18 protein-coding genes are annotated in these 24,017 nt (G+C 69.3%); 15 read left to right on the top strand and 3 right to left on the bottom strand.

What is annotated here, in order from left to right:
* Position 1 precedes the first annotated feature (1 nt).
* From ABDW61_RS21725 to ABDW61_RS21665, 13 genes are all read left to right on the top strand, one after another.
* Positions 2 to 1,153 (top strand): oligogalacturonate lyase family protein, encoded by a 1,152-nt coding sequence (locus ABDW61_RS21725; RefSeq protein ID WP_343641697.1) that lies wholly within the window; start codon positions 2 to 4, stop codon positions 1,151 to 1,153.
* Entirely contained in the window at positions 1,153 to 3,525 is a 2,373-nt protein-coding gene (locus tag ABDW61_RS21720; RefSeq protein WP_343641695.1) for a pectinesterase family protein, read from the top strand. Before ABDW61_RS21725 ends, ABDW61_RS21720 begins: the two co-directional genes overlap by 1 nt.
* Before the next feature lie 29 nt (positions 3,526 to 3,554).
* Positions 3,555 to 4,361, top strand: coding sequence for a DNA-binding transcriptional regulator KdgR (kdgR, locus tag ABDW61_RS21715; protein ID WP_343641693.1), 807 nt, complete (start codon positions 3,555 to 3,557; stop codon positions 4,359 to 4,361).
* 161 nt (positions 4,362 to 4,522) lie between these two features.
* On the top strand, positions 4,523 to 5,269 hold the full coding sequence (locus tag ABDW61_RS21710) for a FadR/GntR family transcriptional regulator (protein ID WP_343641692.1): 747 nt from the start codon (positions 4,523 to 4,525) through the stop codon (positions 5,267 to 5,269).
* A gap of 159 nt (positions 5,270 to 5,428) precedes the next feature.
* Positions 5,429 to 6,424 (top strand): tripartite tricarboxylate transporter substrate binding protein, encoded by a 996-nt coding sequence (locus ABDW61_RS21705; RefSeq protein WP_343641691.1) that lies wholly within the window; start codon positions 5,429 to 5,431, stop codon positions 6,422 to 6,424.
* Between the two features lie 71 nt (positions 6,425 to 6,495).
* Complete coding sequence (locus tag ABDW61_RS21700; protein WP_343641745.1) at positions 6,496 to 7,782, top strand: enolase C-terminal domain-like protein; 1,287 nt, start codon at positions 6,496 to 6,498, stop codon at positions 7,780 to 7,782.
* 49 nt (positions 7,783 to 7,831) lie between these two features.
* Complete coding sequence (locus ABDW61_RS21695) at positions 7,832 to 8,854, top strand: tripartite tricarboxylate transporter substrate binding protein (RefSeq protein ID WP_343641689.1); 1,023 nt, start codon at positions 7,832 to 7,834, stop codon at positions 8,852 to 8,854.
* Positions 8,855 to 8,879: 25 nt separating this feature from the next.
* Positions 8,880 to 9,689, top strand: coding sequence for a 2-dehydro-3-deoxyglucarate aldolase (gene garL / locus ABDW61_RS21690; RefSeq protein ID WP_343641688.1), 810 nt, complete (start codon positions 8,880 to 8,882; stop codon positions 9,687 to 9,689).
* A gap of 17 nt (positions 9,690 to 9,706) precedes the next feature.
* Positions 9,707 to 10,609, top strand: coding sequence for a 2-hydroxy-3-oxopropionate reductase (glxR, locus tag ABDW61_RS21685; RefSeq protein WP_343641686.1), 903 nt, complete (start codon positions 9,707 to 9,709; stop codon positions 10,607 to 10,609).
* A 26-nt stretch (positions 10,610 to 10,635) separates the two neighbouring features.
* Positions 10,636 to 11,970 carry a glycerate kinase gene (locus ABDW61_RS21680; RefSeq protein ID WP_343641684.1) on the top strand — a complete coding sequence of 445 codons (1,335 nt, stop codon included), beginning with the start codon at positions 10,636 to 10,638 and terminating at the stop codon, positions 11,968 to 11,970.
* A gap of 168 nt (positions 11,971 to 12,138) precedes the next feature.
* Complete coding sequence (locus tag ABDW61_RS21675) at positions 12,139 to 12,870, top strand: Crp/Fnr family transcriptional regulator (RefSeq protein WP_343641682.1); 732 nt, start codon at positions 12,139 to 12,141, stop codon at positions 12,868 to 12,870.
* A gap of 47 nt (positions 12,871 to 12,917) precedes the next feature.
* Entirely contained in the window at positions 12,918 to 13,781 is an 864-nt protein-coding gene (locus ABDW61_RS21670; RefSeq protein ID WP_343641680.1) for an HDOD domain-containing protein, read from the top strand.
* A gap of 145 nt (positions 13,782 to 13,926) precedes the next feature.
* Positions 13,927 to 14,373, top strand: a complete 447-nt coding sequence (locus tag ABDW61_RS21665) for a response regulator (RefSeq protein WP_343641679.1) — start codon at positions 13,927 to 13,929, stop codon at positions 14,371 to 14,373.
* On the opposite strand, the gene ABDW61_RS21660 is transcribed toward ABDW61_RS21665, so the two are convergent.
* The gene (locus ABDW61_RS21660; protein ID WP_343641678.1) at positions 14,363 to 17,722 is read right to left on the bottom strand and encodes a S41 family peptidase; all 3,360 of its coding nucleotides are present in this window, start codon (positions 17,720 to 17,722) and stop codon (positions 14,363 to 14,365) included. The two genes, ABDW61_RS21665 and ABDW61_RS21660, sit on opposite strands and share 11 nt — an antisense overlap.
* A gap of 432 nt (positions 17,723 to 18,154) precedes the next feature.
* Between ABDW61_RS21660 and ABDW61_RS21655 the strand changes: the two genes are divergently transcribed.
* Both ABDW61_RS21655 and ABDW61_RS21650 read left to right on the top strand, forming a co-directional pair.
* Positions 18,155 to 20,212 carry a peptidase inhibitor family I36 protein gene (locus ABDW61_RS21655; protein WP_343641677.1) on the top strand — a complete coding sequence of 686 codons (2,058 nt, stop codon included), beginning with the start codon at positions 18,155 to 18,157 and terminating at the stop codon, positions 20,210 to 20,212.
* Between the two features lie 415 nt (positions 20,213 to 20,627).
* Positions 20,628 to 22,406: a hypothetical protein gene (locus ABDW61_RS21650; protein WP_343641675.1), complete on the top strand. Its 1,779-nt coding sequence runs from the start codon at positions 20,628 to 20,630 to the stop codon at positions 22,404 to 22,406.
* Between the two features lie 112 nt (positions 22,407 to 22,518).
* Here the strand turns inward: ABDW61_RS21650 and ABDW61_RS21645 are convergent, their stop codons facing one another.
* Entirely contained in the window at positions 22,519 to 23,055 is a 537-nt protein-coding gene (locus ABDW61_RS21645; RefSeq protein ID WP_343641673.1) for a hypothetical protein, read from the bottom strand.
* 36 nt (positions 23,056 to 23,091) lie between these two features.
* Positions 23,092 to 23,892 carry a hypothetical protein gene (locus ABDW61_RS21640; protein WP_343641671.1) on the bottom strand — a complete coding sequence of 267 codons (801 nt, stop codon included), beginning with the start codon at positions 23,890 to 23,892 and terminating at the stop codon, positions 23,092 to 23,094.
* Between the last annotated feature and the right edge of the window lie 125 nt (positions 23,893 to 24,017).

The raw sequence follows: 24,017 nt of genomic DNA, 5'->3' as shown, positions 1-24,017 counted from the left end.
CATGAAAGCCACTGAACGCCAGCTCCGCTTCGTCACCCGTCAGGACCCGGACACCGGCGCGCGCGTCACGCGCCTGACGCCCACCGACGTGACGTGCCATCGCAATTACTTCTATCAGAAGTGCTTCACCAACGAGGGCCAGCGGCTGATCTTCGGCGCCGAGTTCGGGCCGGGCGCGAGCTGGAACTACCACCTGCTCGACCTCCAGTCGCAGGTCGCGACGCAGCTCACCGATCAGGCGGGCGAGAACACCTTTGGCGGCTTCTTGAGTCCCGATGACCGGCACCTGTACTTCGTCCGCGCGGAGCGGCGGCTGATCCGCCTGTCGCTGCGCGACCTGAGCGAGGAGGTCGTCTACACCGTGCCAGAGGGCTGGGTCGGCTACGGGACCTGGGTCGCGAACTCGGCTTGCACGAAGATGGTCGGCATCGAGATCGCGGCGAGCGACTGGTTCCCGCTCAGCGATTGGCAGAAGTTCCACGAGATGTTCCATGCGAAGCCGCGCTGCCGCTTGATCCGCATCGACCTGGCCACCGGCGCGCGCGACGTGATCCTCGAGCAGCAGGGCTGGCTGGGCCATCCGCAGTACCGGCCCGGGGACGACCACACGGTCGCGTACTGCCATGAGGGGCCGCATGATCTGGTCGACGCGCGCATGTGGTTCGTCGACGAGGACGGCGGCAACGTGCGCTGCGGCCGGCGGCATGACCCGGGCGAGAGTTGCACGCACGAGTTCTGGGTGCCGGACGGCTCCGCGATGATCTACGTCTCCTACCTGAAGGGGCAGCGCGATCGCTGGATCTGCGCGCTGGATCCGGTGACGCTCGAATCGAAGCGGCTGACGCGCATGCCGCCGTGCTCGCACCTGATGAGCAACCACGACGGCACGCTGCTGATCGGCGATGGCTGCGACTCGCCGGCCGATGTCGCCGACACCGGCAGCCACCAGATCGCGACCGATCCCTTCCTGCACCTGTTCGACCTGAGGGCCGGCACCGAGCGGCGCGTGGCGCGGCATGACAGCTCGTGGCGCGTCTACAAGGGCAACCGGCAGGTCACGCATCCGCATCCGTCGTTCACGCCCGATGAGCGGCAGGTGCTGTTCAGCGCCGATGCCGAGGGCGAGCCCGCGCTTTATCTGGCGGACCTGTGATGCGCGGCTGGCGCGGCGCGGTGATGGCGGGACTGTGCGTGGCGGCGCTGCAGGCCGCGTGGGCGCAGGACCGGCCGCAGCTGAGCGAGGAGGCGGCCGCGCTGGCCACGGCCTCGCGTTATCTCGGCGATTGGCGGCCGCGGGCGCTCGACCCCTCGCGCTGGACGCCGACCTTCGTCGTCGCCGCCGACGGGAGCGGCACGCACCGCACGCTGCAGGCCGCGATCGATGCCTTGCCGGCAAAGGGGCAGGGCGGCTCGGCGGCGCCGGCGCGTGTCTACGTGCTCGTCAAGCCGGGCACTTATCGCGAGCCGCTCTGCATCCAGGACAAGGCGCCGTTCACGCTGTACGGACGCGGCGATCCCGCGGAGGTCGTGATCGTCGAGGGCCGCTACAACGCGCAGCCGAAGGCGCGCGGCGCGGCCGCGCACCGCTGCATGCCGCTGCTCGAGGCGGAGACCTTCGTAACACCGGGCAGCGCCAGCGTGATGCTGTTCAGCGACGACGTGCAGCTCGCGCGGCTGACGATCGCCAACGATGCGATGGACCGCGTGCGCGCCGGACAGGGCTACCCGCCGGGCGCCGGTGAGAGCGGCGGCGCTCAGGCCGTTGCGCTGATGACGCGCGGCGACCGGATCCAGCTCGAGCAGGTACGGCTGCTCGGACATCAGGACACCTTCTACGCCGAGCGCGCCAGCGACGAGCTCGCGAGCGAGTCGCGCGTGTTCGTGCACGCCAGCGAGATTCGCGGCGATGTCGATTTCATCTTCGGCGGCGCGACGCTGGTGATCGACGACAGCGTCATCGTGAGCCGCGCCGGACGGCGCTCGCCGGGGCAGGGCGGCATCGTGCTCGCGCCCAGCACGCCTGACGGCGTGCAGCGTGGGTTCCTGGTCCAGCACTCGCGCTGGATGGCGGAGCCCGGCGTGGCGCCGGGGAGCGTGCGCCTGGGCCGGGCCTGGGACCGCGGCGTGAAGGCCGGCGAATGGCGTCCGTCGCCGTCCGCGCCCAACGGCCAGGCGGTGATCCGGGACAGCGAGCTCGGCGCGCATCTGACGGCGTGGGCGGCCTCGACCTCGCGCCGCCCCTTCGCCGCGACCGGCGAGGCCGCCAACCGCATGGCCGAGTACCGCAATGTCGCGTCCTCCAGCGCGCTGCCCGCCGCGGCCTTCGATGCGATCGCGCCTGACGAAGGCTGGGCCTCGATGAACGGCGGCACGGAAGGTGGCGCGAAGGCCAAGCCCGATGCGATCCGCGTCGTGCGCACGCGCGCAGAGCTCGATGCCGCGCTCGCGCTCGGCGATACGCCGAAGCTGATCGCCGTGGCCGCGCGCATCGACCTCGCGGCCGATGCGTCGGGGCGCCGCCTTGGCCTGGAAGACTTCCGCGATCCCGCCTTCGACTTCGACGCCTTCGTGCGCCAGTACGACCCCGCGACCTGGGGCCGGCGCGCGCCCGAAGGGCCGCTCGAGGACGCGCGCCGCCGCTCGGCGAAACGGCAGGCGGCGCAGATCGTCGTCAGGGTGCCGTCCAACACGACCCTCGTCGGCATCGGGCCCGACGCGGGCTTCGACAATGGCTCGCTGATGCTGGAGAAAGTCTCGCAGGTGATCCTGCGCAACCTGAACTTCTCCGATGCCTATGACTTCTTCCCGGCCTGGGACCCGAACGACAACGGGCATGGCGAGTGGAACTCCGAATACGACACCGTCTCGCTGCGCGAGGCCACGCAGGTGTGGATCGACCACTGCAGCTTCGATGACGGCGCGCGGCCCGATCCGCGCGAGCCGGTGGCGCTCGGGCAGCGGATGCAGCGCCACGACGGACTGCTGGACATCACGCGCCGCTCGGACTTCGTCACCGTGTCCTGGAACGTCTTCCGCCGCCACGACAAGACCATGCTGATCGGCGGCGGCGATGGCCATCGCGACGATCGCGGCCACCTGCGCGTGACGCTGCATCACAACCTGTGGGAGCAGGTGAAGGAGCGCGCGCCGCGGGTGCGCTACGGCCGCGTCCATGTCGCCAACAACCTCTACGTCGCGACGCCGGGCGGGGACTATCCCTATGGCTACTCGATCGGCGCCGGCTTTGAATCGAGCGTGCTGAGCGAGGCCAACGCCTGGGAAGCCGCGCCGGGGATCGCGCCGGAGCGCATCGCGAGGCTGCTCAAGGGCGAGCGGCTGGAGGACCGGGGCTCGCGCTTCAATGGCGCGCCGGTCGACCTGGTGGGCATGCTGCGTGCCGCGAACCCCGGCCGGACCGTCGATGGCGACGCTGGCTGGACGCCGCCGTACCGCCTGTCCATCGAGGCCGCGGATGCGGTGGCGGCGCGGGTTCGCGCGGGCGCGGGCACGGGCCGGCTGTGGTGAAATCCTTTTTTTCCAAGAACACGTGGCGCATGGATGACGATCTGAACGATGGCAAGCAGCAGCCCGAGTCGGTGGCGGCTGTCCTGAAGGTGTTCGCCATCCTGCAGGCGCTGTCGGAACGCAGCGATACCGGCATCTCGGAGCTGTCGGTCCGGCTGGCGATGCCCAAGGCGACGGTCTACCGCTTCCTGCAGACGATGAAGACGCTGGGCTATGTCCGGCAGGAGACGGACAGCGAGCGCTACGGCCTGGCGATGAAGGCCTTCGAGCTGGGCGCCAAGGCGCTGCAGTACCCGGACCTGGTCGACCTGTCCAAGCACCACATGCAGATGCTGGCCGATGCCACCGGCGAGACGGTGCACCTGGGCACGCTGATCGACAGCGAGATCATCTACGTCCACAAGGTCGATTCGAAGCACATGCTGGGCATGTACTCGCGCATCGGCCGGCGCGCGCCGCTGCACTGCACGGCCATCGGCAAGGTGCTGATGGCCTGGGAGCATCCGGACCGGCGCGCGCGCATCCTCGAGGGCGCGGTGTTCCAGCGCTTCCGCGACCGCACGATCACCGAGCCGGCCGCCTTCCAGGCCGAGCTGGACCGGGTGAAGGCGCAGGGCTTCGGCGAGGACCGCGAGGAGTTCGACGACCACATCCGCTGCCTGGGCGTGCCGATCTTTGACCGGCTGGGCCAGCCGATCGCCGGCATGAGCGTGAGCTTCCCGACTTTCCGCTACGACGAGGCCAAGGCGCCCGAGGTCGTGGCGATGCTGCAGACGGCCAGCCGGGACATCTCGGCGCGGCTGGGCTGCACGCGATTCCCGCTCGACGCGGTCTGAGGTGCTCGGCCCCTGCGGCCGAGGCCGAGCCCGTGCGGCTGCCCCGCGCGATACCGGGACAATCGCGGTCTCGTCTGCTTCCATCGATCCGCTGCTTTGGCGCGACACCGCGATAACGCGGTTGGCGCGCGGCGCCATGTTGTCGTACAACTGATCCCGTGATGAATGCTCCGCTGACCCGTTCCCGCCCGAAATCGCTGGCCCTCGGACTTGTCCGTGCGCTGGAGGACCGCATCCGCGCGGGCGCGCTGGCGGCGGGCGACAAGCTGCCGACCGAGGCGGCGATCATGGCCGAGTTCGAGGTCAGCCGGACGGTGGTCCGGGAGGCGATCTCCAAGCTGCAGGCGGCAGGGCTGGTCGAGACGCGGCATGGCATCGGCACCTTCGTGCTGGGGCTGGGCGACGGCGGGCCGTTCCGCATCGGCGCGGAGCAGATGGCGACGCTGAATGACGTCGTGGCGGTGCTGGAGCTGCGCATCGGCGTCGAGACCGAGGCGGCGGCGCTGGCGGCGCGGCGGCGTTCGGACGGGCAGTTGGCGGCGATGCGGGCGGCGCTGAAGGCCTTCGCGGAAGCGGCGGAGGCGGGGCGTGACGCAGTGACGGCGGACTTCCAGTTCCACCTGGAGATTGCCCGCGCGACGGGCAACCCGCACTTCGAGCAGTTGATGGGAACGCTGGGCGCGCCGAGCATTCCGCGCGCGCGCCTGGCGAGCCTGCGTGCCGCGGGCGACGAAGACCCGGCCGCGCAGCGCGAGTACCTGCTGCGCGTGAACGCGGAACACGAGAGCATCCTGGACGCGATCGCCGCGCGCGACAGCGAAGCCGCGCGCGCCGCGATGCGCACGCATCTGGCCAACAGCCGTGAACGCCGCCGGCGCGCGGCCATGGCGCTGCAAGAGCAGCGCTGACCCTCAGCGTTTTCCCCGACTCGTGGAACGACTTGCCGCCTTGTCATCGCCTTAACTCAACTTGTATGATGACTGACAACAAAGCCGCCGACGACCTTCGGAGCTGAGCACCGAAGACGCACCAAGAGCGGTTTCCACGGTTCCTTCCGGAGACAACCCATGACCGTTCTGACTCGCCGCCTGGCCGTCAAGGCCGGAGCCGCCCTCGGCGCCGCCGTCCTCTCCACCTTCTGCGCCGCCGCGGCCCTGGCCGCCGGCTTCCCCGAACGCCCGGTCACGCTCGTGGTCCCGTTCCCCGCCGGCGGCTCCACCGACATGCTCGCCCGCGCCATGGGTGCCGAACTCCAGAAGAAGTGGGGCCAGACCGTCATCGTCGACAACCGCCCCGGCGCCACCGGCACGCTTGGCACCGCCCAGGTCAGGCGCTCCGCCCCCGATGGCTACACGCTGCTGGTGTCCTCGCTCGGTCCCTTCGTCATCGCGCCGCATCTGATCAAGGCTGTCCAGTACGACGCGCTCAAGGACATCGACCTGCTCGCCGTCGCCATCCAGGCGCCCAACGTGCTCGTCGTGCCGGCCGCCTCGCCGCTGAAGTCCGTCAAGGACGTCGTGGACTCGCTGAAGAAGGATCCCGGCAAGATGACCTTCGCGTCCTCCGGCAACGGCTCCTCCGACCACCTGACCGCCGAGCTGTTCTGGCTGCAGACCGGCACCTCCGGCCTGCATGTGCCCTACAAGGGCGGCGCGCCCGCCATCAGCGACCTGCTCGGCGGCCAGGTCGAGGCCTCGTTCCAGAACATCAACGCGGTGCTGCCGCACATCACCGGCGGCAAGCTGCGCGCGCTGGCGGTGACCGGCGACAAGCGCTCCGCCGTGCTGCCCAACGTGCCCACGCTGTCCGAATCCGGCATCAAGGGCGCCGACGTCTACTCCTGGCAGGGCGTGGCCGCGCCCAAGGGCCTGCCGCCCGCCGTGCGCGCGCAGCTGCAGAAGGACATCGCCGCCGCGTTGCACGACCCCTCGATCAAGCAGAAATTCGCCGACATCGGCATCGAGACCGTCGCGAACACACCCGAGCAGGCGCAGGCCTTCCAGAAGGCCGAATTCGCCCGCTGGAAGCAGGTCATCGAGACCCGCAAGATCACCGCCGATTGACGCAGGAGCCCGCCGTGAGCAGTCCCATCGTCACGTCCGCCCGCGCGATTCCGGTCGCCGGCCAGGATGGCATGCTGATGAACCTGAGCGGCGCGCATGCGCCGTTCTTCACCCGCAACCTGCTGATCCTGGAGGACAACGCCGGCCACGTCGGCGTCGCCGAGATCCCGGGCGGCGAGCCGATCCGCAAGACCCTCGAGCAGGCCGGCGAGATGCTGATCGGCCAGCCCGTGGCGAAGTGGAACGCGCTGCTGGCGCAGGTGCGCGAGCAGTTCAAGTCGCTGGACAGCGGCGGCCGCGGCCTGCAGACCTTCGATCTGCGGACCACGATCCATGTGCTGACCGCCGTCGAATGCGCGCTGCTGGACCTGCTGGGCCAGCACCTGGAAGTCCCGGTCTGCGAGTTGCTCGGCGAAGGCCGGCAACGCGACCGCGTCGCGATGCTGGGCTACCTGTTCTTCGTCGGCGATCGCACGAAGACCGGCCTGGCCTACAGGACGCCCGATGACGAGGCCGGCAGCGGCCAGCCCGGCGATGCCTGGCTGAAGGTCCGCCACCAGGTCGCGATGACGCCCGAGGCCATCGTCGAGCAGGCCGTGGCCGCGCGGGCGCGCTACGGTTTCAAGGACTTCAAGCTCAAGGGCGGCGTGCTGCGCGGCGAGGAAGAAGTGGACGCCATCCGCGCGCTCAAGGCGCGCTTCCCGGACGCGCGCATCACGCTCGACCCCAATGGCGGCTGGCTGCTGAAGGACGCGATCCGGCTGCTGCGCGACCTCGGCGGCGTGCTCGCCTATGCCGAGGACCCTTGCGGCGCCGAAGGCGGCTTCTCCGGCCGCGAGGTGATGGCCGAGTTCCGCCGTGCCACCGGCCTGCCGACCGCGACCAACATGGTCGCCACCGACTGGCGCCAGTTCACCCATGCGCTGAGCCTGCAATCGGTCGACATCCCGCTGGCCGATCCGCACTTCTGGACCCTGTCCGGCGCGGTCCGCGTCGCGCAGACCTGCCGCGACTTCGGCCTGACCTGGGGCTCGCACTCGAACAACCACTTCGACATCTCGCTGGCGATGTTCACGCATGCCGCGGCCGCCGCGCCTGGGCGCCTCACCGCGATCGACACGCACTGGATCTGGCAGGACGGCCAGTTCCTCACGCAGCAGCCGCTGCGCATCGTCGACGGCGAGGTCGCGGTGCCCACCGCGCCGGGCCTGGGCGTGACGCTGGACATGGCGGCCGTGGAGGCCGCCCACCAGCTGTACCTGCGGCACGGCCTGGGCGCGCGCGACGACGCGATCGCCATGCAGAGCCTGATCCCCGGCTGGACCTTCGATCCCAAGCGGCCCTGCATGGTCCGCTGACGGCTTCCCCGACCCCAGAGCGCCACGAGCGCCACGCACGGAGAGAGACATGACCCCTTCGAATCCCGCGGCCCGCCAGCGCGGCGCCCGCATCTCATGCGGCTCGATCACGCGCCGCGCGGCGCTGGCCGCGGCCGCGATCGCGGCGCTCGGCGGCATCGCGCCGAACGCCCTCGCGCAGGCCTGGCCCAACAAGCCGCTGCGCATCATCGTGCCGTACACGCCGGGCGGCTCGTCGGACATCATCGCCCGCGCGATTTCGCCGATGCTGTCGGAGGCGCTCAAGCAGCCCGTCATCGTCGAGAACAAGCCCGGCGCCAGCGGCAACATGGGCGCCGACCAGACCGCCAAGGCCAGCGACGGCCTCACCGTCATGCTGTGCGACGTCAGCGCGCTGGCCATCAGCCCCTCGCTGTACACCAGGCTTGCCTTCGATCCGTCCAAGGATCTGAAGGGCGTGGCGATGCTGGCCTACTCGCCGCACATGCTGGTGGTGCATCCGTCGGTGCCGGCGAACAACCTGAAGGAACTGGTCGAGCTGTCGAAGAAGTCCAAGATGGACTTCGCCGTCACCGCGATGGGCAGCGCCCCGCACCTGGCCGGCTTCCAGGTCGCCAGCCTGACCGGCGCGAAGTGGGAGTACATCCCGTACAAGGGCGGCTCGCAGGCCGTCACCGACACCATCGCCGGCCAGACGCAGGTGCTGATGAACGGCATGCTCGCGACGCTGCCCTTCGTGCAGCAGAACAAGCTCAAGGTGATCGGCGTCAGCAAGGCCACGCGCGTGCCGCTGCTGCCGAACGTGCCGACGCTGGCCGAGCAGGGCGCCACCGGCTTCGAGTCCGGCACCTGGCAGGGCATCCTCGCGCCGGCCTCGATGCCCAAGGCCAACATCGATCGCCTCTCCGCCGAGCTGATCCGCATCATCCGCTCGCCCGACCTGCGCGCGCGGCTGGCGTCGCAGGGCGCCGAGGTCCACACGATGGGGCCGGCCGAGATGGACGCCTTCTTCAACAAGGAGCGCAAGAGCTGGGCGGCCGTGGTGGCCAAGAGCGGGCTCAAGCTCGATTGATCCGGCGCATGCGAAGGAGCCCGCCATGACCACGCCGAACACGTCCGCGCCCACCCCCTCCGCCGCGCCTTACTCCGCCTTCCCCAACACGCTGCGCGCGCGGCTGATCGCGGGCGAGCGTCTGATCGGCTGCTGGTGCTCGCTGGCCAGCCCGATCAGCACCGAGGTGCTGGGCCTGGCCGGCTTCGACTGGCTGCTGCTGGACGGCGAGCACTCGCCCAACGACGTGGCCAGCTTCGTGCCGCAGCTGATGGCGCTCAAGGACAGCGTCAGCGCGCCGGTCGTGCGGCCGAGCACCAACCACGCGGTCGAGATCAAGCGCCTGCTGGACGCGGGTTTCTCCAACCTGCTGATCCCCTTCGTCGAATCGGCCGAGCAGGCGCGCTACGCGGTGCAGTCCACCCGCTATCCGCCGCAGGGCTTTCGCGGCGTGTCGGTGGCGCAGCGCAACAACCGCTACGGCACGGTGCCCGGCTATTTCCAGGGCATCAACGAGCAGATCGCGGTGATCGTCCAGATCGAGAGCCCGGCCGGCGTGGCCGCGGTCGCCGAGATCGCGGCGGTGGAGGGCGTGGACGCCGTGTTCATCGGACCGCAGGACCTCGCCGCGGGCTATGGCCGCATCGGTGATCCGGCCCACCCCGACGTGCAGGCGGCGATGGCCGCGATCTTCGCGGCTTGCAAGGCCGCTGGAAAGTCGATCGGCATCCTCGCGCCGGTCGAGGCCGACGCGCGCCGCTACCTCGCGCAGGGCGCGACCTTCGTCGCCGTCGGCAGCGACCTGGGCGTGTTCCGCTCGGCGACGCAGGGCCTGCGCGACAGGTACAAGGATTGAAACAAGGAGTCGCTCCCATGAGCATCAAGATCGGATTCATCGGCCTGGGCATCATGGGCGCACCCATGGCGGTGCGCCTCGCGCAGGGCGGCCATGCGCTGTTCGTCCACACCCGCAGCCAGGTCCGCGAGGAAGTCACCGCCGCCGGCGCCACCGTCTGCGCCAGCGCCGCCGAGGTGGCCCGCCAGGCCGACGTGATCTTCACCATGGTCCCGGACACGCCGGACGTCGAGCGCGTGCTGTTCGGCGAGGACGGCGTGGCCGCCGGCCTGTCGGCGGGCAAGACCGTCGTGGACATGAGCTCCATCTCGCCGATGGCGACCAAGGACTTCGCGCGGCGCATCGTCGCGATGGGCGGTGAATGGCTGGACGCGCCGGTCTCCGGCGGCGAGGTCGGCGCCAAGGCTGGCACGCTGTCCATCATGGTGGGCGGCGAGGAGGCGACCTTCGAGCGCATCAAGCCGCTGTTCCAGCTGATGGGCAAGAACATCACGCGCGTCGGCGGCGCGGGCGCGGGCCAGACGACCAAGGTGGCCAACCAGATCATCGTGGCGCTGAACATCGCGGCCGTCGGCGAGGCGCTGGTCTTCGCCTCCAAGGCGGGCGCCGATCCGGCCAAGGTGCGCGAGGCGCTGATGGGCGGCTTCGCCTCCAGCCGCATCCTCGAGGTCCACGGCGAGCGCATGATCAAGCGCACCTTCCATCCGGGCTTCCGCATCGCGCTGCATCAGAAGGACCTGAACCTCGCGCTGCAGAGCGCCAAGGCCATGGGCCTGGCGCTGCCCAACACGGCGGGCACCGCGCAGCTGATGCAGGCCGCGGCGGCGCAGGGCTGGGATCAGCTCGACCATTCGGCGCTGGTGCGCGCGCTCGAACTGATGGGGAACCACGAGGTCGGCGCCGCCACGGACGCCGGTTGAACGGCTGCGCCGCACAATCGCCGTCCATGAGCCAGCCCCACGACGCCCCCGCCGGGACCGCGGACTCCGCGGCCCTGCTCGACGATCCCCGCGCGCTGCTGCGCCATCTCTACCGGGTCGCGGTGGACCGGGCGCTGCCGGGGAAGATCCTGGCCAGCCACCTGCCGCCGGTGCCCAAGGGGCGCACGCTGGTGATCGGAGCGGGGAAGGGCGGCGGCTCGATGGCGCAGGCGCTCGAGGCGGCCTGGCCCAAGGACGCGCCGCTCACGGGCCTGGTGATCACGCGCTACGGCCACATCCCCCCGGACTACAGACCGCAGCGCATCGAACTGGTCGAGGCCGCGCATCCGGTACCCGATGCCGCCGGCGAGCGGGCCGCCGCGCGGATGATGCAGCGGGTGCGGGACTTCCGGCCCACGGCCGATGACCAGGTGATCTGCCTGATCTCGGGCGGCGGCTCGGCGCTGATGCCGCTGCCGGCGCCCGGACTGACGCTCGCCGACAAGCAGGCGGTGAATCGCGCGCTGCTTGCCAGTGGCGCCAACATCGGCGAAATGAACTGCGTGCGCAAGCACCTGAGCGCGATCAAGGGCGGGCGGCTGGCCGCGGCCTGCGCGCCGGCGAAGGTGCTGACGCTGATGATCTCGGATGTGCCGGGTGACGATCCGCAGGTGATCGCCTCCGGACCGACGGTGCCCGATGCCAGCACCTGCGCGCAGGCGCTGGCCATCTGCCGCCGCTACCGCATCGAGCTGCCGGCGCGCGCGGTCCAGGCGCTCGAGCGCGGCGAGTGGGAGACGCCCAAGCCCGGCGACGCCTGCTTCGACGGCCATGAGCAGCGCATCATCGCCGCGCCCCGGCAGAGCCTGCTGGCGGCTGCCGAGGCGGCGCGCGCGCTGGGCTTGGCGGCGCATGTGCTGTCCGACGAGATCGAAGGCGAGTCCCGCGACGTCGGCCGCGTGCATGCGGCGCTGGCGCGCTCGGTCGCGCGGCATGGCGAGCCCTTCGCCAAGCCCTGCCTGATCCTGTCCGGCGGCGAGACCACGGTGACGCTGGTGCCGCAGCCCGGCCGCGGCGGCCGCGCCGGCGAGTTCGTGCTCGGCTGCGCGATCGCGCTCGATGGCCAGGAGGGCGTGTGGGGCCTTGCCGCGGACACCGATGGCATCGATGGCGTGGAGGACAACGCCGGCGCCTTCCTCAGTCCGAGCACCCTGCAGCGCGCTCGCGCGCTGGGCCTGAAGCCGGCCGAGATGCTGGCGGCCAACAACGGCTACGCGCTGTTCGAGGCGCTCGGCGACCTGCTGGTCACCGGACCGACGCAGACCAACGTCAACGACTTCCGCGCGCTGCTGATCCGCTGAGGCGCAGGCGGCCCGAAGGGGCTCGCGCAGGCGCTTGCTGACGCGAAGCTGTCGCGTCTCCCCCCATCGAGCGGCGGAGGGGGAAGAGTGAACGGATGTTGATCAGCCTCAAGGCAATTTCCGGCGAGTGCCGCGACAGTCCGGCATCCCCGGTTTCCGAGATTGCCCGTGAGCGCCCCACTGACGTCCCTTGCTGCTGAAGCTCCTGCTGCCGCCCCTCCCGACGCGGCCTTTCTTCCCGCGTCCGCCGGACTGATTCCCGGTCCCGCCCATCCGATTCCGTGGCGCGCGCTGCTCGGCGACGTGCTGCTGGACGCCGACAGCTGGTCCGCGCTCGGCTGCATGACCAAGGTGCGCCGCTGCCGGGCCGGCGACCGCGTGATCCGGCGCGGGGACGCGGCGGTCTCGATGCTCGCGCTGTGCGAGGGCCGCGTGGCGGCGCGGGCGCCGGTGACCGGGCCGCTCTGGCTGGATCTGCACACCGCCTGGCTCGACGGCCGCTACGAGGACGATGCCAGCGTCGCGTCGTCGTCCGCGCTCGTGATGGAGTGGCCGATGGCGGTGGCGGTGCTGTGGCTGCGGCAGCAGCCGCTGGTGCTGGAGGCGCTGGTGCGGGCCGTCTCGGCGCGGCTGCGCGACGCGCGGGACGCGATCACGGGCCTGACGACGCAGGACGCGACCGGCCGGGTCGCGGCCTGGCTGCTGGCGCAGGCCGGCGCGGCCGGGGAGCTCCGGCTGGCCGAGCGCAAGCGCGACGTGGCGGCGCAGCTGTCGATCTCGCCGGAGACCTTCTCGCGGACCCTGCGCCAGCTTGCCGATCGCGGCGTGCTGGCGGTGCAGGGCTACCGGATCGGGCTGCTGGACCGGGTGGCGCTGCTGGCGCTGGCGCGCTGCCGCTGAGCGGCTTAGACTCGGCCCCACCTGACCGCGTCGGAAGGAGGCTCGCCGTGACGATTGCCAGCACGACCCCTGTGACCACCGTCAGCTCCAGTGCGGAGCGGTTCTTCGGGGGGCATGCCAGTCTCCCCGTCATGCCCGAGGTCGGGCGCAAGCTGCTGCGCAGCCTCGATGACGACAGCGTCTCGCTCGGACAGATCGCCGAGCTGATCGGCAAGGACTCCACGCTCGCGGCCAAGGTGCTGCGGCTGGCCAACTCGGCGCGCTACAGCCCGTCGCACACGATCAGCACGCTGCAGGACGCGGCCATGGCGCTGGGCCTGGAGACGCTGCGCAACCTGGCGATGGCGGCCAGCATCTCGGCGACCTTCCCGGAGGTCAAGGGCCTGGACCGCCAGCGCTTCTGGCGGCACAGCGTGCGCACGGCCGGCTACGCGCGGCTGCTGGCCAAGCTGCTGCAGGGCGATGCCGACACCGCCTACCTGGCCGGCCTGATGCTGCGCACCGGGCAGTTGATGATGGCGATGTCCGAGGCGGACCAGGTGACCGACGTCGAGGCTCACGCGGCCGAGCCGGGCAGCCGCTTCTCGCTGGAGATGCACCGCTTCGGCTGCACGCATGCGGACGTGACGGCGGCGCTCGCGGCGCACTGGCACTTCCCCGCTGATCTGGTCGAGGCCTTCAAGGACGCGAACGCGCCGCTGGACATCCGGCCCTTCTCGATGCTCGCGGCGATCCTGCACCTGGCCGAGGTGATCGCCGATGCCTGCGACCAGGAGCTGGACCGCATCGACGCGGTGAAGCTCGCCGTACCGGAGCTGGTCGAGCATCTGCATCTGGATCTGGAGTTCCTGAGGCTGCGGCTGGACGCCTGCGGGGACCCGGGACAGGACGTCGAGTTGATGCTCAAGTGAGACCGCGGCGGACTTTTTCCCGCTCGAAGCGTCTTTGAGGGCCGTGTAGGTCATCCGCTGACACGGCGCTCCAGCAATCCCTGATTGCCCGTGGCCGGACCGGTCCCAAGAATGGGGTTCACGCCCTTCGAAGCGCCCCCCAGCCATGAAGATCCTGCTCGTCGATCCCTCGGATGCCTTTCGCAAGCACCTGTGCAAACGGCTGCGCGAGGTGCCTGGCGCCACCGTCGTCGCCCATGCCGCGGATGAGAACCAGGCGGTGCTTGCCGCCGCGCTGTGCGGGCCGGACGTGGTGCTGACGGAGCTGGACCTGGGACGCGGCAGCGGCTTCTCCGCGCTGGAGCGCCTGCGCGCCGCCGGCTTCGAAGGGACCGCCTACGCGGTCACCGCCGCCGACGAGGCGGAGTTCGGCCCCAAGTGCCTGGCCGCCGGCCTCGACGGCTTCTACGACAAGACCCATGACCTGGACCGGCTGGTCCAGGCCCTGATCGTGCTGGCGCGCGCGCCGGTGGCCTTCGGCCGCTCACGCATCCAACGCCACGGACTCTGGGCGGGCCGCGTCCGCGGCCCGCGCTCCGACGCTAGCGCTTGAGCAGCGCCTTCACCGCCGCTTCCAACTGCTGGTCCTGACCCTGGTCCAGCCTGGCCTTGTCGTTGGCGACCTCGATGTCCGGCGTGATGCGGGCGCGTTCCATGAACTCGCCGTTGCTGGCGCGGAAGCCGACCTCCGGAATGCCGAAGTAGGTGGCGCCGTCCTGCAGCGTTTCCCACCACACCGCCGTGCCGGTGCCCGCCACCGGCATGCCCACGAGCTGCCCGATGCCCAGGTGCTTGTAGGTCCACGGGAACAGATGGGCGTCCGAGTAGTTGCTCTCGCTGATGAGCACCACCGACGGCCGGCTCCAGCGGCCAGTCGGCTCCCAGCCCAGGCTCTGGCCGCGCGGCAGGTACTCCAGGTAGGAGCGTCCCGACAGCAGCGTCGACAGCGCGTCATGCAGGTCGCCGCCGCCGTTGAAACGGGTGTCGACGATCAGGGCCTCCTTGCCGCTGGCCCGGCCCAGCGCGTCCGCGTAGACCTGCCGGTAGCTCTCGTCGTCCATGCCGCGCACGTGCACGTAACCCAGCCGGCCGCCTGACAGCCGGTCCACCTCGGCCCGCTCGCGGCGCACCCAGCGCTTGTAGAGCAGTTCCTCTTCCTCCCGCAGGCTGATCGCCTTGAGCGTGCGCGCGCCGTGCTGACCGGTGGCCGGATCGCGCCATTCGATCGTCACCGGCTTGCCGGCCTTGAGGTTGAGCAGCGAGTCGAACTCCGCGCCGGCCGCGATGGCCACGCCGTCGATCGCTTCGATCAGCATGCCGGCCTTGAGGCGGTGATCCGCCGTGTCCAGCGGCCCGCCCTCGAGCACCTCCGCGATCTTCGCGCCCGCGCCCTGGTGGCGCAGGTCGTAGAGCGCGCCGAGCGAGGCCGTGGCATCGCCGCTGGGCGGTGGCCGGTAGCCGCTGCCGGTGTGCGAGACGTCGAGTTCGCCCAGCATCTCGCTGAGCAGCTCCGCGAAGTCGGTGCCGTCGGCGACGAAGGGCAACTGGCGTTCATAGACCTGGCGGTAGCCGGCCCAGTCCACCTTCCCCATGTCCTGCACGTAGAGCTTTTCCAGCGTCTGCCGCCACGCGTGGTCGAACATCTGACGCCGCTCGGCGGCGTGATCGATGCGCAGCTCGGCGCTGAAGTTCACCGGCTCCATCTTGAGCTCGCCCTTGCCGTCGCCACCCGGCACCTTGAACTTCTGCACCCGGCCGCCGGCCATCACGAAGCCGTTCTCGCCCTTGGCGTCCAGCCACAGCGCGACGGCATCGCCATCGCCGTGGTGGCCCGGACCGGGCGGCATCGCACCCACGCGGCGCGTCTCCTTGTCGCGCAGACGGACCTGCTGGATCTCGAAGCCTTCGCCGGCCTTGGCAACGTAGAACAGCTGCTCGCCATCGGGCGTGAGCGCGTAGTCCTGGATGTCGCCGGAGGCCGTCGTCAGGCGCGCGACGCGATCCTCCAGCCCTTCCTGCTCGATGACCACCGACGCGGCCGGCGGCGCCTTGGCGTCCTCGCCCTTGCCGCCCGCCTTGCGGTCCGCGTCCTTCGCGTCTTTCCTTTCTTCCTTCTTGTCTTCCTTCTTCTCCGCGTCCTTCTTCTCGTCGTCCTCGCGCGCCTTGAGCTGCGCGTACTCGGCCTTGTCGAGCTTGAAGCGGTCGTACGCGGCCCGGGTCAGGAACATGCCGAAGACGTCCACGTCGCTGCGCGCGCCGCCACCCGTGCCGTGCAGGCCTTGACGATCGCTCTTCCAGATCACCATCCGGCCCTGCCGCCCGAACAGCGGATGCATGTCGTCGTAGCCGCTCTGCGTCAGGTTGACCAGCTTGCCGCTGCCATCGGCGGGCACGACGCCGACCTCCGCGCCCCAGCGGTTGCGGTCGATGAATTGCACCAGCAGGCTCTTGCCATCCGGCGCCCAGTCGAAGGCCTGATCGCCGTCCTCGTAGGAGTAGTTCCACTCGCTGGACAGCACCTCGCGCGTCTTGCCGGAGGCGAGGTCGAGCACATGCAGCGCGGCGCGATCCTGCAGGTAGGCGACCTGCCGGCCATCCGACGAATAGCGGGGCTGGAAGTTCTGATGCGGGTTGTCGAGCAGCACCCGCGTGCTGATGCGCGGCGCGTTGAAGAAGTTGGGCGCGTCCTTCCTGTCGCCGGTGATGGCGGACTCGCACAGGCGCCAATGGCCGTCCTGCTCGCAGGCGTAGACCAGCTTGCGGCCATCGGGGCTGAAGCTCACCGAGCGCTTCTGCCCCGGGCCGTCGGTGACGCGGCGCGTGTTGCCGAACTCCGCCGACGCGACGAAGACCTGGCCCCGCACGACCAGCGCGACCTCGCTGCCATCGGGGCTGGGCGCCATGTCGGTGACGCCTTCGGAGAGCTTGAGCTGCTCCACGCTGGAGGCCAGCGCATCGGCGGCGATGCGCACGCTGAGCTTCTTCGGCGTGGCGTCGTCGCCGGCCATCGTGTAGAGCTCGCCGTCGAAGCCGAAGGACAGCGTGCCGTCCGCGGCCACCGACAGGAAGCGCACCGGATTGCGCGTGAAGTGCGTGATCTGGCGCGCCGCGCCGGGCTGGTCCAGCGGCATCTTCCAGACGTTGAAGGAGCCGCTGCGCTCGCTGAGGAAGTAGATCGAGCGCTCATCGGGCGACCACACCGGATTGCGGTTCTCGCCGCCGCTGGCGGTCAGCTTGCGATGCTGGCCGGTGCGGGCGTCCCACAGCCAGAGGTCGTGGGCCACCGGCGACTGGTGATGCTTGCGGAACGCGTTCTCGTAGCCCTTCCAGTCCTCGTAGACCAGCCGCGTGCCCGCCTTGTCGTAGCGGCCCGCGAGGGCCGGACCGCTGAACAGCTGCTCGGGCCGGCGGCCGCCGTCGATCTTGACCTGGTAGAGCTCGCCCATCGCGGAGACCGGGAACGCGAGGCTGCCGGCCGTGTCCTGGCGCTGGGCCGAGAACAGCACCGAACGCCCGTCCGGCGTGAACGCGATCGGCAGCTCCGAGGCGGAGTGCGCCGTCAGGCGCCGCGACGGGCCGCCCTCCGCCGAGACCAGGAAGACATCGTTGTTGCCGTGCAGATCGGACGCGTAGGCGATCGCGCGGCCATCGGGCGACCACACCGGCGCGGAGGTGTGATGGCCATTGGCCACCAGCAAGCGCGCGGTGCCGCCGTCGCTGCCGACCAGGAACAGGTTGCCCTGGAAGGTGAAGGCGATCTGACGGCCATCGGGCGAGATCGCCGACTGCCGCAGCCACAGCGGCTCGGTCAGCGGACCGAGCGCGGCGGCGGGCGTCTGCGCCTGTGCGCCGGACAGGGCGGTCACCGCCGCCAGGACAAGGGTCGCGAGCTGGAGTCTCATGGGCAGTCGTGGAAGCAAGAGATGGCGGGCAGTCTAGGCGCGAGGACCGGGGGTGGCGCCAGTCATGCATCGGGCCGCATGAAGACGGCGTCGCGACGGCGTGAAGGCGCGAGGCGGAGCATCGATCGCTGGCCGCTGCTTCGCGCCTTGGCGCACCCAGCGCCGCATCGTGCGTCGCGCCGGCCCCGATATCAGGGACGCGCGCGGCGTATCGAATGCAACCGGCCGTTGCGCGCGGTTGCGCTGTTTGTCTGGCTTGTGAAGCGCCGCATGCGGGATGCCGCGTTCGCGCGCTTACGAATCGGCGCCTTCGGTTGCAGGCCGTGCGAGGTGCGCTCCGAATAATCCGCCGCCTTCGAGACCCTGGCCGGCCATGCGCCGCGCCGGGCCTCGCCCCGATTCCGAGAACCACTTTCCCGAAGGACGGCTTCCATGACGATCACCTCGACGCGCCCGGACGGCGCTCTGCGCCTGCATCCGCTGGCCTTGTCGCTGGCGCTGGCCGGCGTGCTCGCCGGTTGCGGCGGCGGCGGCGGATCCTCCGACGCCGCCGTGCAGGAGGCGCGCCTGTCCGGCGACGCCGCCTCGGGCGCCACCTCCGCCGCGGCCGCCGCGGCCGCCACGCCGGCGCAGGTCTGCTTCTTCGAGAACGCCAACTTCAGCGGCGCCAGCCTGTGCCGCAGCACCACGACGAGCTGGATCGGCGCGACCTGGAACGACCGCATCTCCTCGATCCGCGTGCCGGCGGGCTACAAGGTCGAGCTGTTCGCCGACCAGAACTTCCGCGGCGCCTCGGTGACGCTGACGGCCGACAACGCCAACCTGACCGGCGCGGGCCTGAACGACGCGGTCTCCTCGATGCGCGTGACGCCGCCGGCGGCGCCGTCCAACGTGACGCTGGCCTCGGTGCAGTTCGCGCAGTCCATGCTGTACAGCAGCAGCGACGCGCAACTGGTGCTGGTGGCCAACAAGCCGACGCTGCTGAAGGTCAACGTGACGGCGCCGGCGGGCACCGCCGTGCCGGCCGGCACCGTGCGCATCGACAACACCGTCGACGGCACCAGCCGCGACCTGGCACTGACTGCGCCGCGCCGCGGCCTGCCCACGGCGGTGTCGGAGACGCAGTCCTTCGACGACGCCTACAGCGTCACGGTGCCGGCCGAGCTGGTGAAGACCGGCCTGAAGGTCACCGTGAACGTGGCCGGCGCCGCGGCGCAGAGCTTCGCACCGCGCGTGGGCGGCGGCACGGCGATGCGCTTCATCCCGATCCCGGTGCGCATCGCCGGCACCACCGGCCAGCTGCCGTCGAACCAGACCGCGCACCTGCGCGCGCTGTTCCCGGTGTCGTCGGTCACGCTGCGCTCCCACCCGGCCTTCGTATCGTCCAAGGTGACGACGCTGCCGACCACGGATTCGGGTTGGAGCGATGCCTTCGGCAAGATCCTGGGCGAGCTCAACGACCTGCACCGCATCGAGGGCGCCGCGCGCCAGGACTACTACTTCGGCTTCATCCCCAAGCGCACCTGGGGCCTGGCCGGCCTGGGCTACATGCCCGGCAGCTCGGCCGTCGGCTTCGACATGCCGAGCAGCCCGGACACGGTGCGCGACGTCGTCGCGCATGAGCTGGGCCACAACTTCTCGCTGCCGCACGCGGCCTGCGGCGGCGCGGGCTCGCCGGATCCCAACTATCCGTATCCGGACGCCAACCTGGGCAAGCCGGGCCGCTACATCTGGAGCTACCTGTCGGACGTCAACGCGTTCTACGACCCGCGCCCGACCGACCGCCACGACATCATGAGCTACTGCGGCGGCACGGTGTTCTCGGACTACAACTACCGCCGCATGCAGACCTTCCTGACGCCGTCCGACGCGGTGGCGGCCGGCGCGACGGCCAAGAGCGCCGCGGCCTCCGCGGACGGCGACGGCAAGGCGGTGGCGCAGGACGTGCTGCTGGTCAGCGGCAGCATCCGCGGCCGCCAGGTCGAGATCAATCCGGTCAAGACGCTGGTCGCCAAGCCGGACGCGGTCGGCGGCCCGTACGTGCTGCGCGTGCAGACCTCGGGCGGCGAGGTGAAGGACTACGCCTTCACGGCCCAGTCGCTGGACCATGACGGCGACCAACTGCACTTCAGCGTGCTGGTGCCCAAGGCCGACAACATCGCCGGCATCAGCGTGCTGCGCGATGGCGCGACGCTGGCGCAGGCCCAGGCGCGCGTGACCAACGCCCGCCAGAAGGCGCTGGCGGCCGGCACCAGCCGCGCGCAGGTGCAGGTGAAGGAAGCCGGCGGCAAGGCCACGCTGCGCTGGGATGCGGAGGCCGTTCCCTTCCTGAGCGTGACCTGGACGGATGGCACGCGCCGCCTGAACCTGGCGCAGGACCTGCAGGGCGGCGAGGTCACGCTGGACACGAACGAGCTGCCGGCCGGCGGCCGCTTCGAGTTCATCGTCTCCGACGGCCTGAACGCCCAGCGCGTCGAGCTGAGCCGTTGATCGCGCTCTTGCGCTGAGGCGCTGACGACAGGACGCCCCGCCTCGCGCGGGGCGTCGCCGTTTGAGCGCGGCCCGCCGCCTTTTCCCGAGCTGGCCACCGAAAAAACAGACCGTTCATGTCAACAGGCGAGTCACTCACGCGGACCCGCTTGCGCCGTGCTCCCTCGCTCGGCCGCTGACTACAGGACGGTTTTCCATGCTTCCCTCCACGAGGCGCCTGCGCGTCGCCGCTTGTCTGTTTCCATGGGCGCTGGCCGCTGCGCTCGTTGCCGGGGACTCCGCGGCAGCCACTTCGAACCAGGTCTGCCTGTATGAACATGCCCGCTACACCGGTCGTTCCCTGTGCATCCCGGGCGTCCCGGGTCTCGCCACTGCCTTCACGGTCCCGCACTTCTGGAAGAGCCGGATCTCTTCGGTGACGCTGCCGCCGGGGTTCGAGGTCGAGCTGTTCGGAGGGGCCTTCCCCGGCCGCGACCGATCCGTCACGCTGAGCCGGGACACCGCCTTCCTGGGCACCATGGGCTTCAACGATGCGACGACCTGGCTCCTCCTCAAGCCGCCGCTGGTCACCGTGGCCTCCATCCAGTTCGCGCAGTCCCTGCTTGACGACAGCGAGGACGCGCGGCTCATGCTGGTGGCCAACAAGGCGGCGCTGCTGAAGGTCAATGTGACGGCGCCTGCGGGCACCGTGGCGCCGGCGGGCATGGTCAGCCTGCACAACACGATCGACGGCAGCCGCCATGACCTGGTGCTGGATCCGCCGCGCCGTGGCATGCCGGCGATGCTGTCGCAGACGCAATCGCTGGACGACGCCTACAGCGCCCGCATTCCCGCCGAACTGGTCAAGCCCGGCCTCCAGGTCACCGTGACGGTGGGACGGGCCGCGCCGCGCAGCATCACGCCGCGGGTGGGGCCGGGCATTGCCATGCGCTTCGTGCCCATCCCCGTGCGGATCGGGTCGCTCACCGGCCAGCTGCCGCCCGATCCGACGGCCTACCTGAGCGCGCTCTTCCCGGTGTCCTCGGTGACGCTGGGGTCTCACCCGGTGTTCGTTCCGACGACGGTGACCACGCTGCCGGGCACCGACGACGAGTGGGGCGGCGCGTTCCTGCACCTTCTGGTCGAGCTCGAGACCTTGCGCCGTCTCGAGGGCGCCTCCGGCCAGGACTACTACTTCGGCTTTGTGCCAAAGGGAGACACGGGGCAGATCGGGTTCAGCGTCCCGATGGGCAACTCGGCCCTTGGTTTCGACAGGTCGGACGACCCCGAAGAGGTGCTCAAAAACGTGGCGCACGAGCTGGGGCACAACTTCGCGCTGAACCACGCCCCTTGCGGCGGGGTGAGGGCCTGGGACGCGTCCTATCCTTATCCCGACGCCACCCTGGGCGTCCCAGGGCACCACGTCTGGAGCTACCGCGCGGATCTCGACGTCTTCGTGGATCCGCGCCCGGCGGACCGCCGGGACCTGATGAGCTACTGCGGCGGCACGGCGTTCTCGGACTACAGCTATCGCCGCATGCAGTTCTTCCTGCCATGGAAGGCCTACCACCCGGTGATGCACAGCCCGCCCGCGGCGAGCGGTGCCGCGCTCTCAAGCAGCACGGCCGCACCAGCCGCGAATGCCGCGCAGCGCAAGGGCGTACAGGAAGTGCTGCTGATCAGCGGCAGCATCCTGGGCGACCAGGTGGCGCTGCATCCGGTCAAGTCCCTGGCCGCCAGGCCGGATGCCAGTCTCGGCCCCTATGTCCTGCGCCTGCAGAGCCGGACGGGGGAGATCCAGGACCACGCGTTCAGGCCCCGGTCGACGAGCCACGGCGGAACTCGTCTGCTCTTCAGCGTGCAGGTCCCCACGCTCGAGGACATCGCGCGCATCGAGGTACTGCGAGACGGCACGGCTCTGTCGCAGGTGCCGTTCCAGGCCGGCGGCGGCCGCTCGAAGCGGTCGGTGCCCCCGGCGGCACCGGGAGAGGCGCATCTCACCGAAGCCGCCGGCCAAGCGACGTTCCGCTGGGATGCCGTGAACACGCCCTTTCTGAGCGTGACCTGGACCGACGGCACCCGCCGCGTGAACCTGGCGCGAGACCTGACGGGCGGCGAAGCGTCGCTGGCCACGCACGAGCTCCCCGCGGCTGGCCGCTTCGAGCTCAGCCTCTCCGACGGCCTGAACGCGCGGCGCATCGAGCTGAGCCGCTGACCGCGCTCTTGCGCTCTTGCGTTGACGACATCCGGCGAGACCCGCGCCGGTGCGAATGAGGGAACTCGCGGCGCGTCGGCAGTTGCGCTGCGCGAGTGAAGGTGCGGCGTATTTAGTTCTTCAGAATCGTCCGCTTCAAAGCACGAGAGCATGTGGTCCCTTCACCGACCTTTGGATTGAATAATCCAACCACATGAAGGTACTTCAGGAAATGTGTATTTTGATGATTGATCAATTTCGGATTCTTCTGGAGAGCTGTGGCGATTAGCCATTCCTCCAAGAAGTTGACCGCCTTGAGTTCTCCATTCTTGTTTCTGGTTGGCTTGGCGAATTTTCCGCCTGTTGTTAATTTTGGAATCAAGAAGAGGATCGGCGTTCCCCTCTGGCTTGCGCTGATCTTGTTGTACTTCTCTCGATTATTGGGGTTCATGGCCTCGTCCAGAAGCTTCATCCTCGAAGCTTGTCCGACATACCAGGGTTTGAACCCCTTGCCGGCCCTCATTGCAAAGACGTAGCAGCCGCACCCATTGACTAGGCCGTCGTTGTCGATGACCTCTCGCAGGGTTGCAACGGAATCCTTGGTAATCAGATTCGACCTGCCGTATCTGTTTCTCGGAATATCGTAAGGTCCGTAGATATCGAACTTCATTTATCTCTCCCTTCGTTCTGTTGTGGATGTGTTTCTTTAGTTGGTTTGTTGAATCGATTGACTCGGCCTTGAATGAGACCTTTGGGAGTAATTCTCTCGAAAGGCTTCGGAGAAGAGCTTTTTGGATGAGTCGTCCATTAGCTGGACCAAAGAGGCGACCTCTCCTGTAAGAGGTGCGGTGGGCCGATGTCCCGAGATAGAGAGGGCCCTGCCGTCAACGGATGGAGAATTGATCATTAGGCGACCAAGCGCGGTCGCAACCTTTTTGTTGTCGGTGAAATTGCGTTTTAAGCATCGATTTGTGCTTGAGACCAAGAGATCTGCAACTTGGATACCTGCATTCTTTTCGGAGTTCTCCCACCGCAAGTCACCACGCACAAGACTTCCGAGATCAACCGCCATGAGGTGATTGGCCAGATCAGAAAGATCTACTTCATGCAAGCGCTTCGTGGTTTCAACCAATTCCCACATTGCCTCGACTGGTGAGAACGCGTTGGCGAAAGGCAGATAGTCGTGCCCGGGACCGAATTGGAGGGGCGGAGGGTGAGATGCGAATTGCGATGAAAGCAGGCCCGCGCAGATTGTCTTGAAAACCGTTTCAAATCTGGTCTCAACGCCATCCTTTCGATCGATGATCCAGGTGAAGCTTGCGAGCGCTTTAGGTTGCTGCTTTGAATAATAGGATATTATTTTTGTAAGAGTTTCGGCGATGAGATGCACCTGTATGATGCATTGGTTGTACTGTTGTGGGCTGAGTTGCGTTATGGCTCGGGTCGTCTCTTCAGCCATTGCGAGAGCCGCTGGAAATTTCTTGGCGTAAGCTTCTGTTGCCTTCACTGGGCGGTTTCAAGCTTCAAGTGCAACACCTCTGACGAGGTCCAGGGTCAACATTGAGAAGACTTCCTGGGGCGTATGCCAATTCAGAATCTTACGTGGCCGTCCGTTGATTGATTCCTCGATGG

It is taken from the genome of Roseateles sp. (assembly GCF_039595595.1).
Classification (GTDB): Bacteria; Pseudomonadota; Gammaproteobacteria; order Burkholderiales; family Burkholderiaceae_C; genus Roseateles.
Note: the sequence above shows the minus strand (reverse complement) of the source record. Positions and strands in the feature narration are given on the sequence as shown.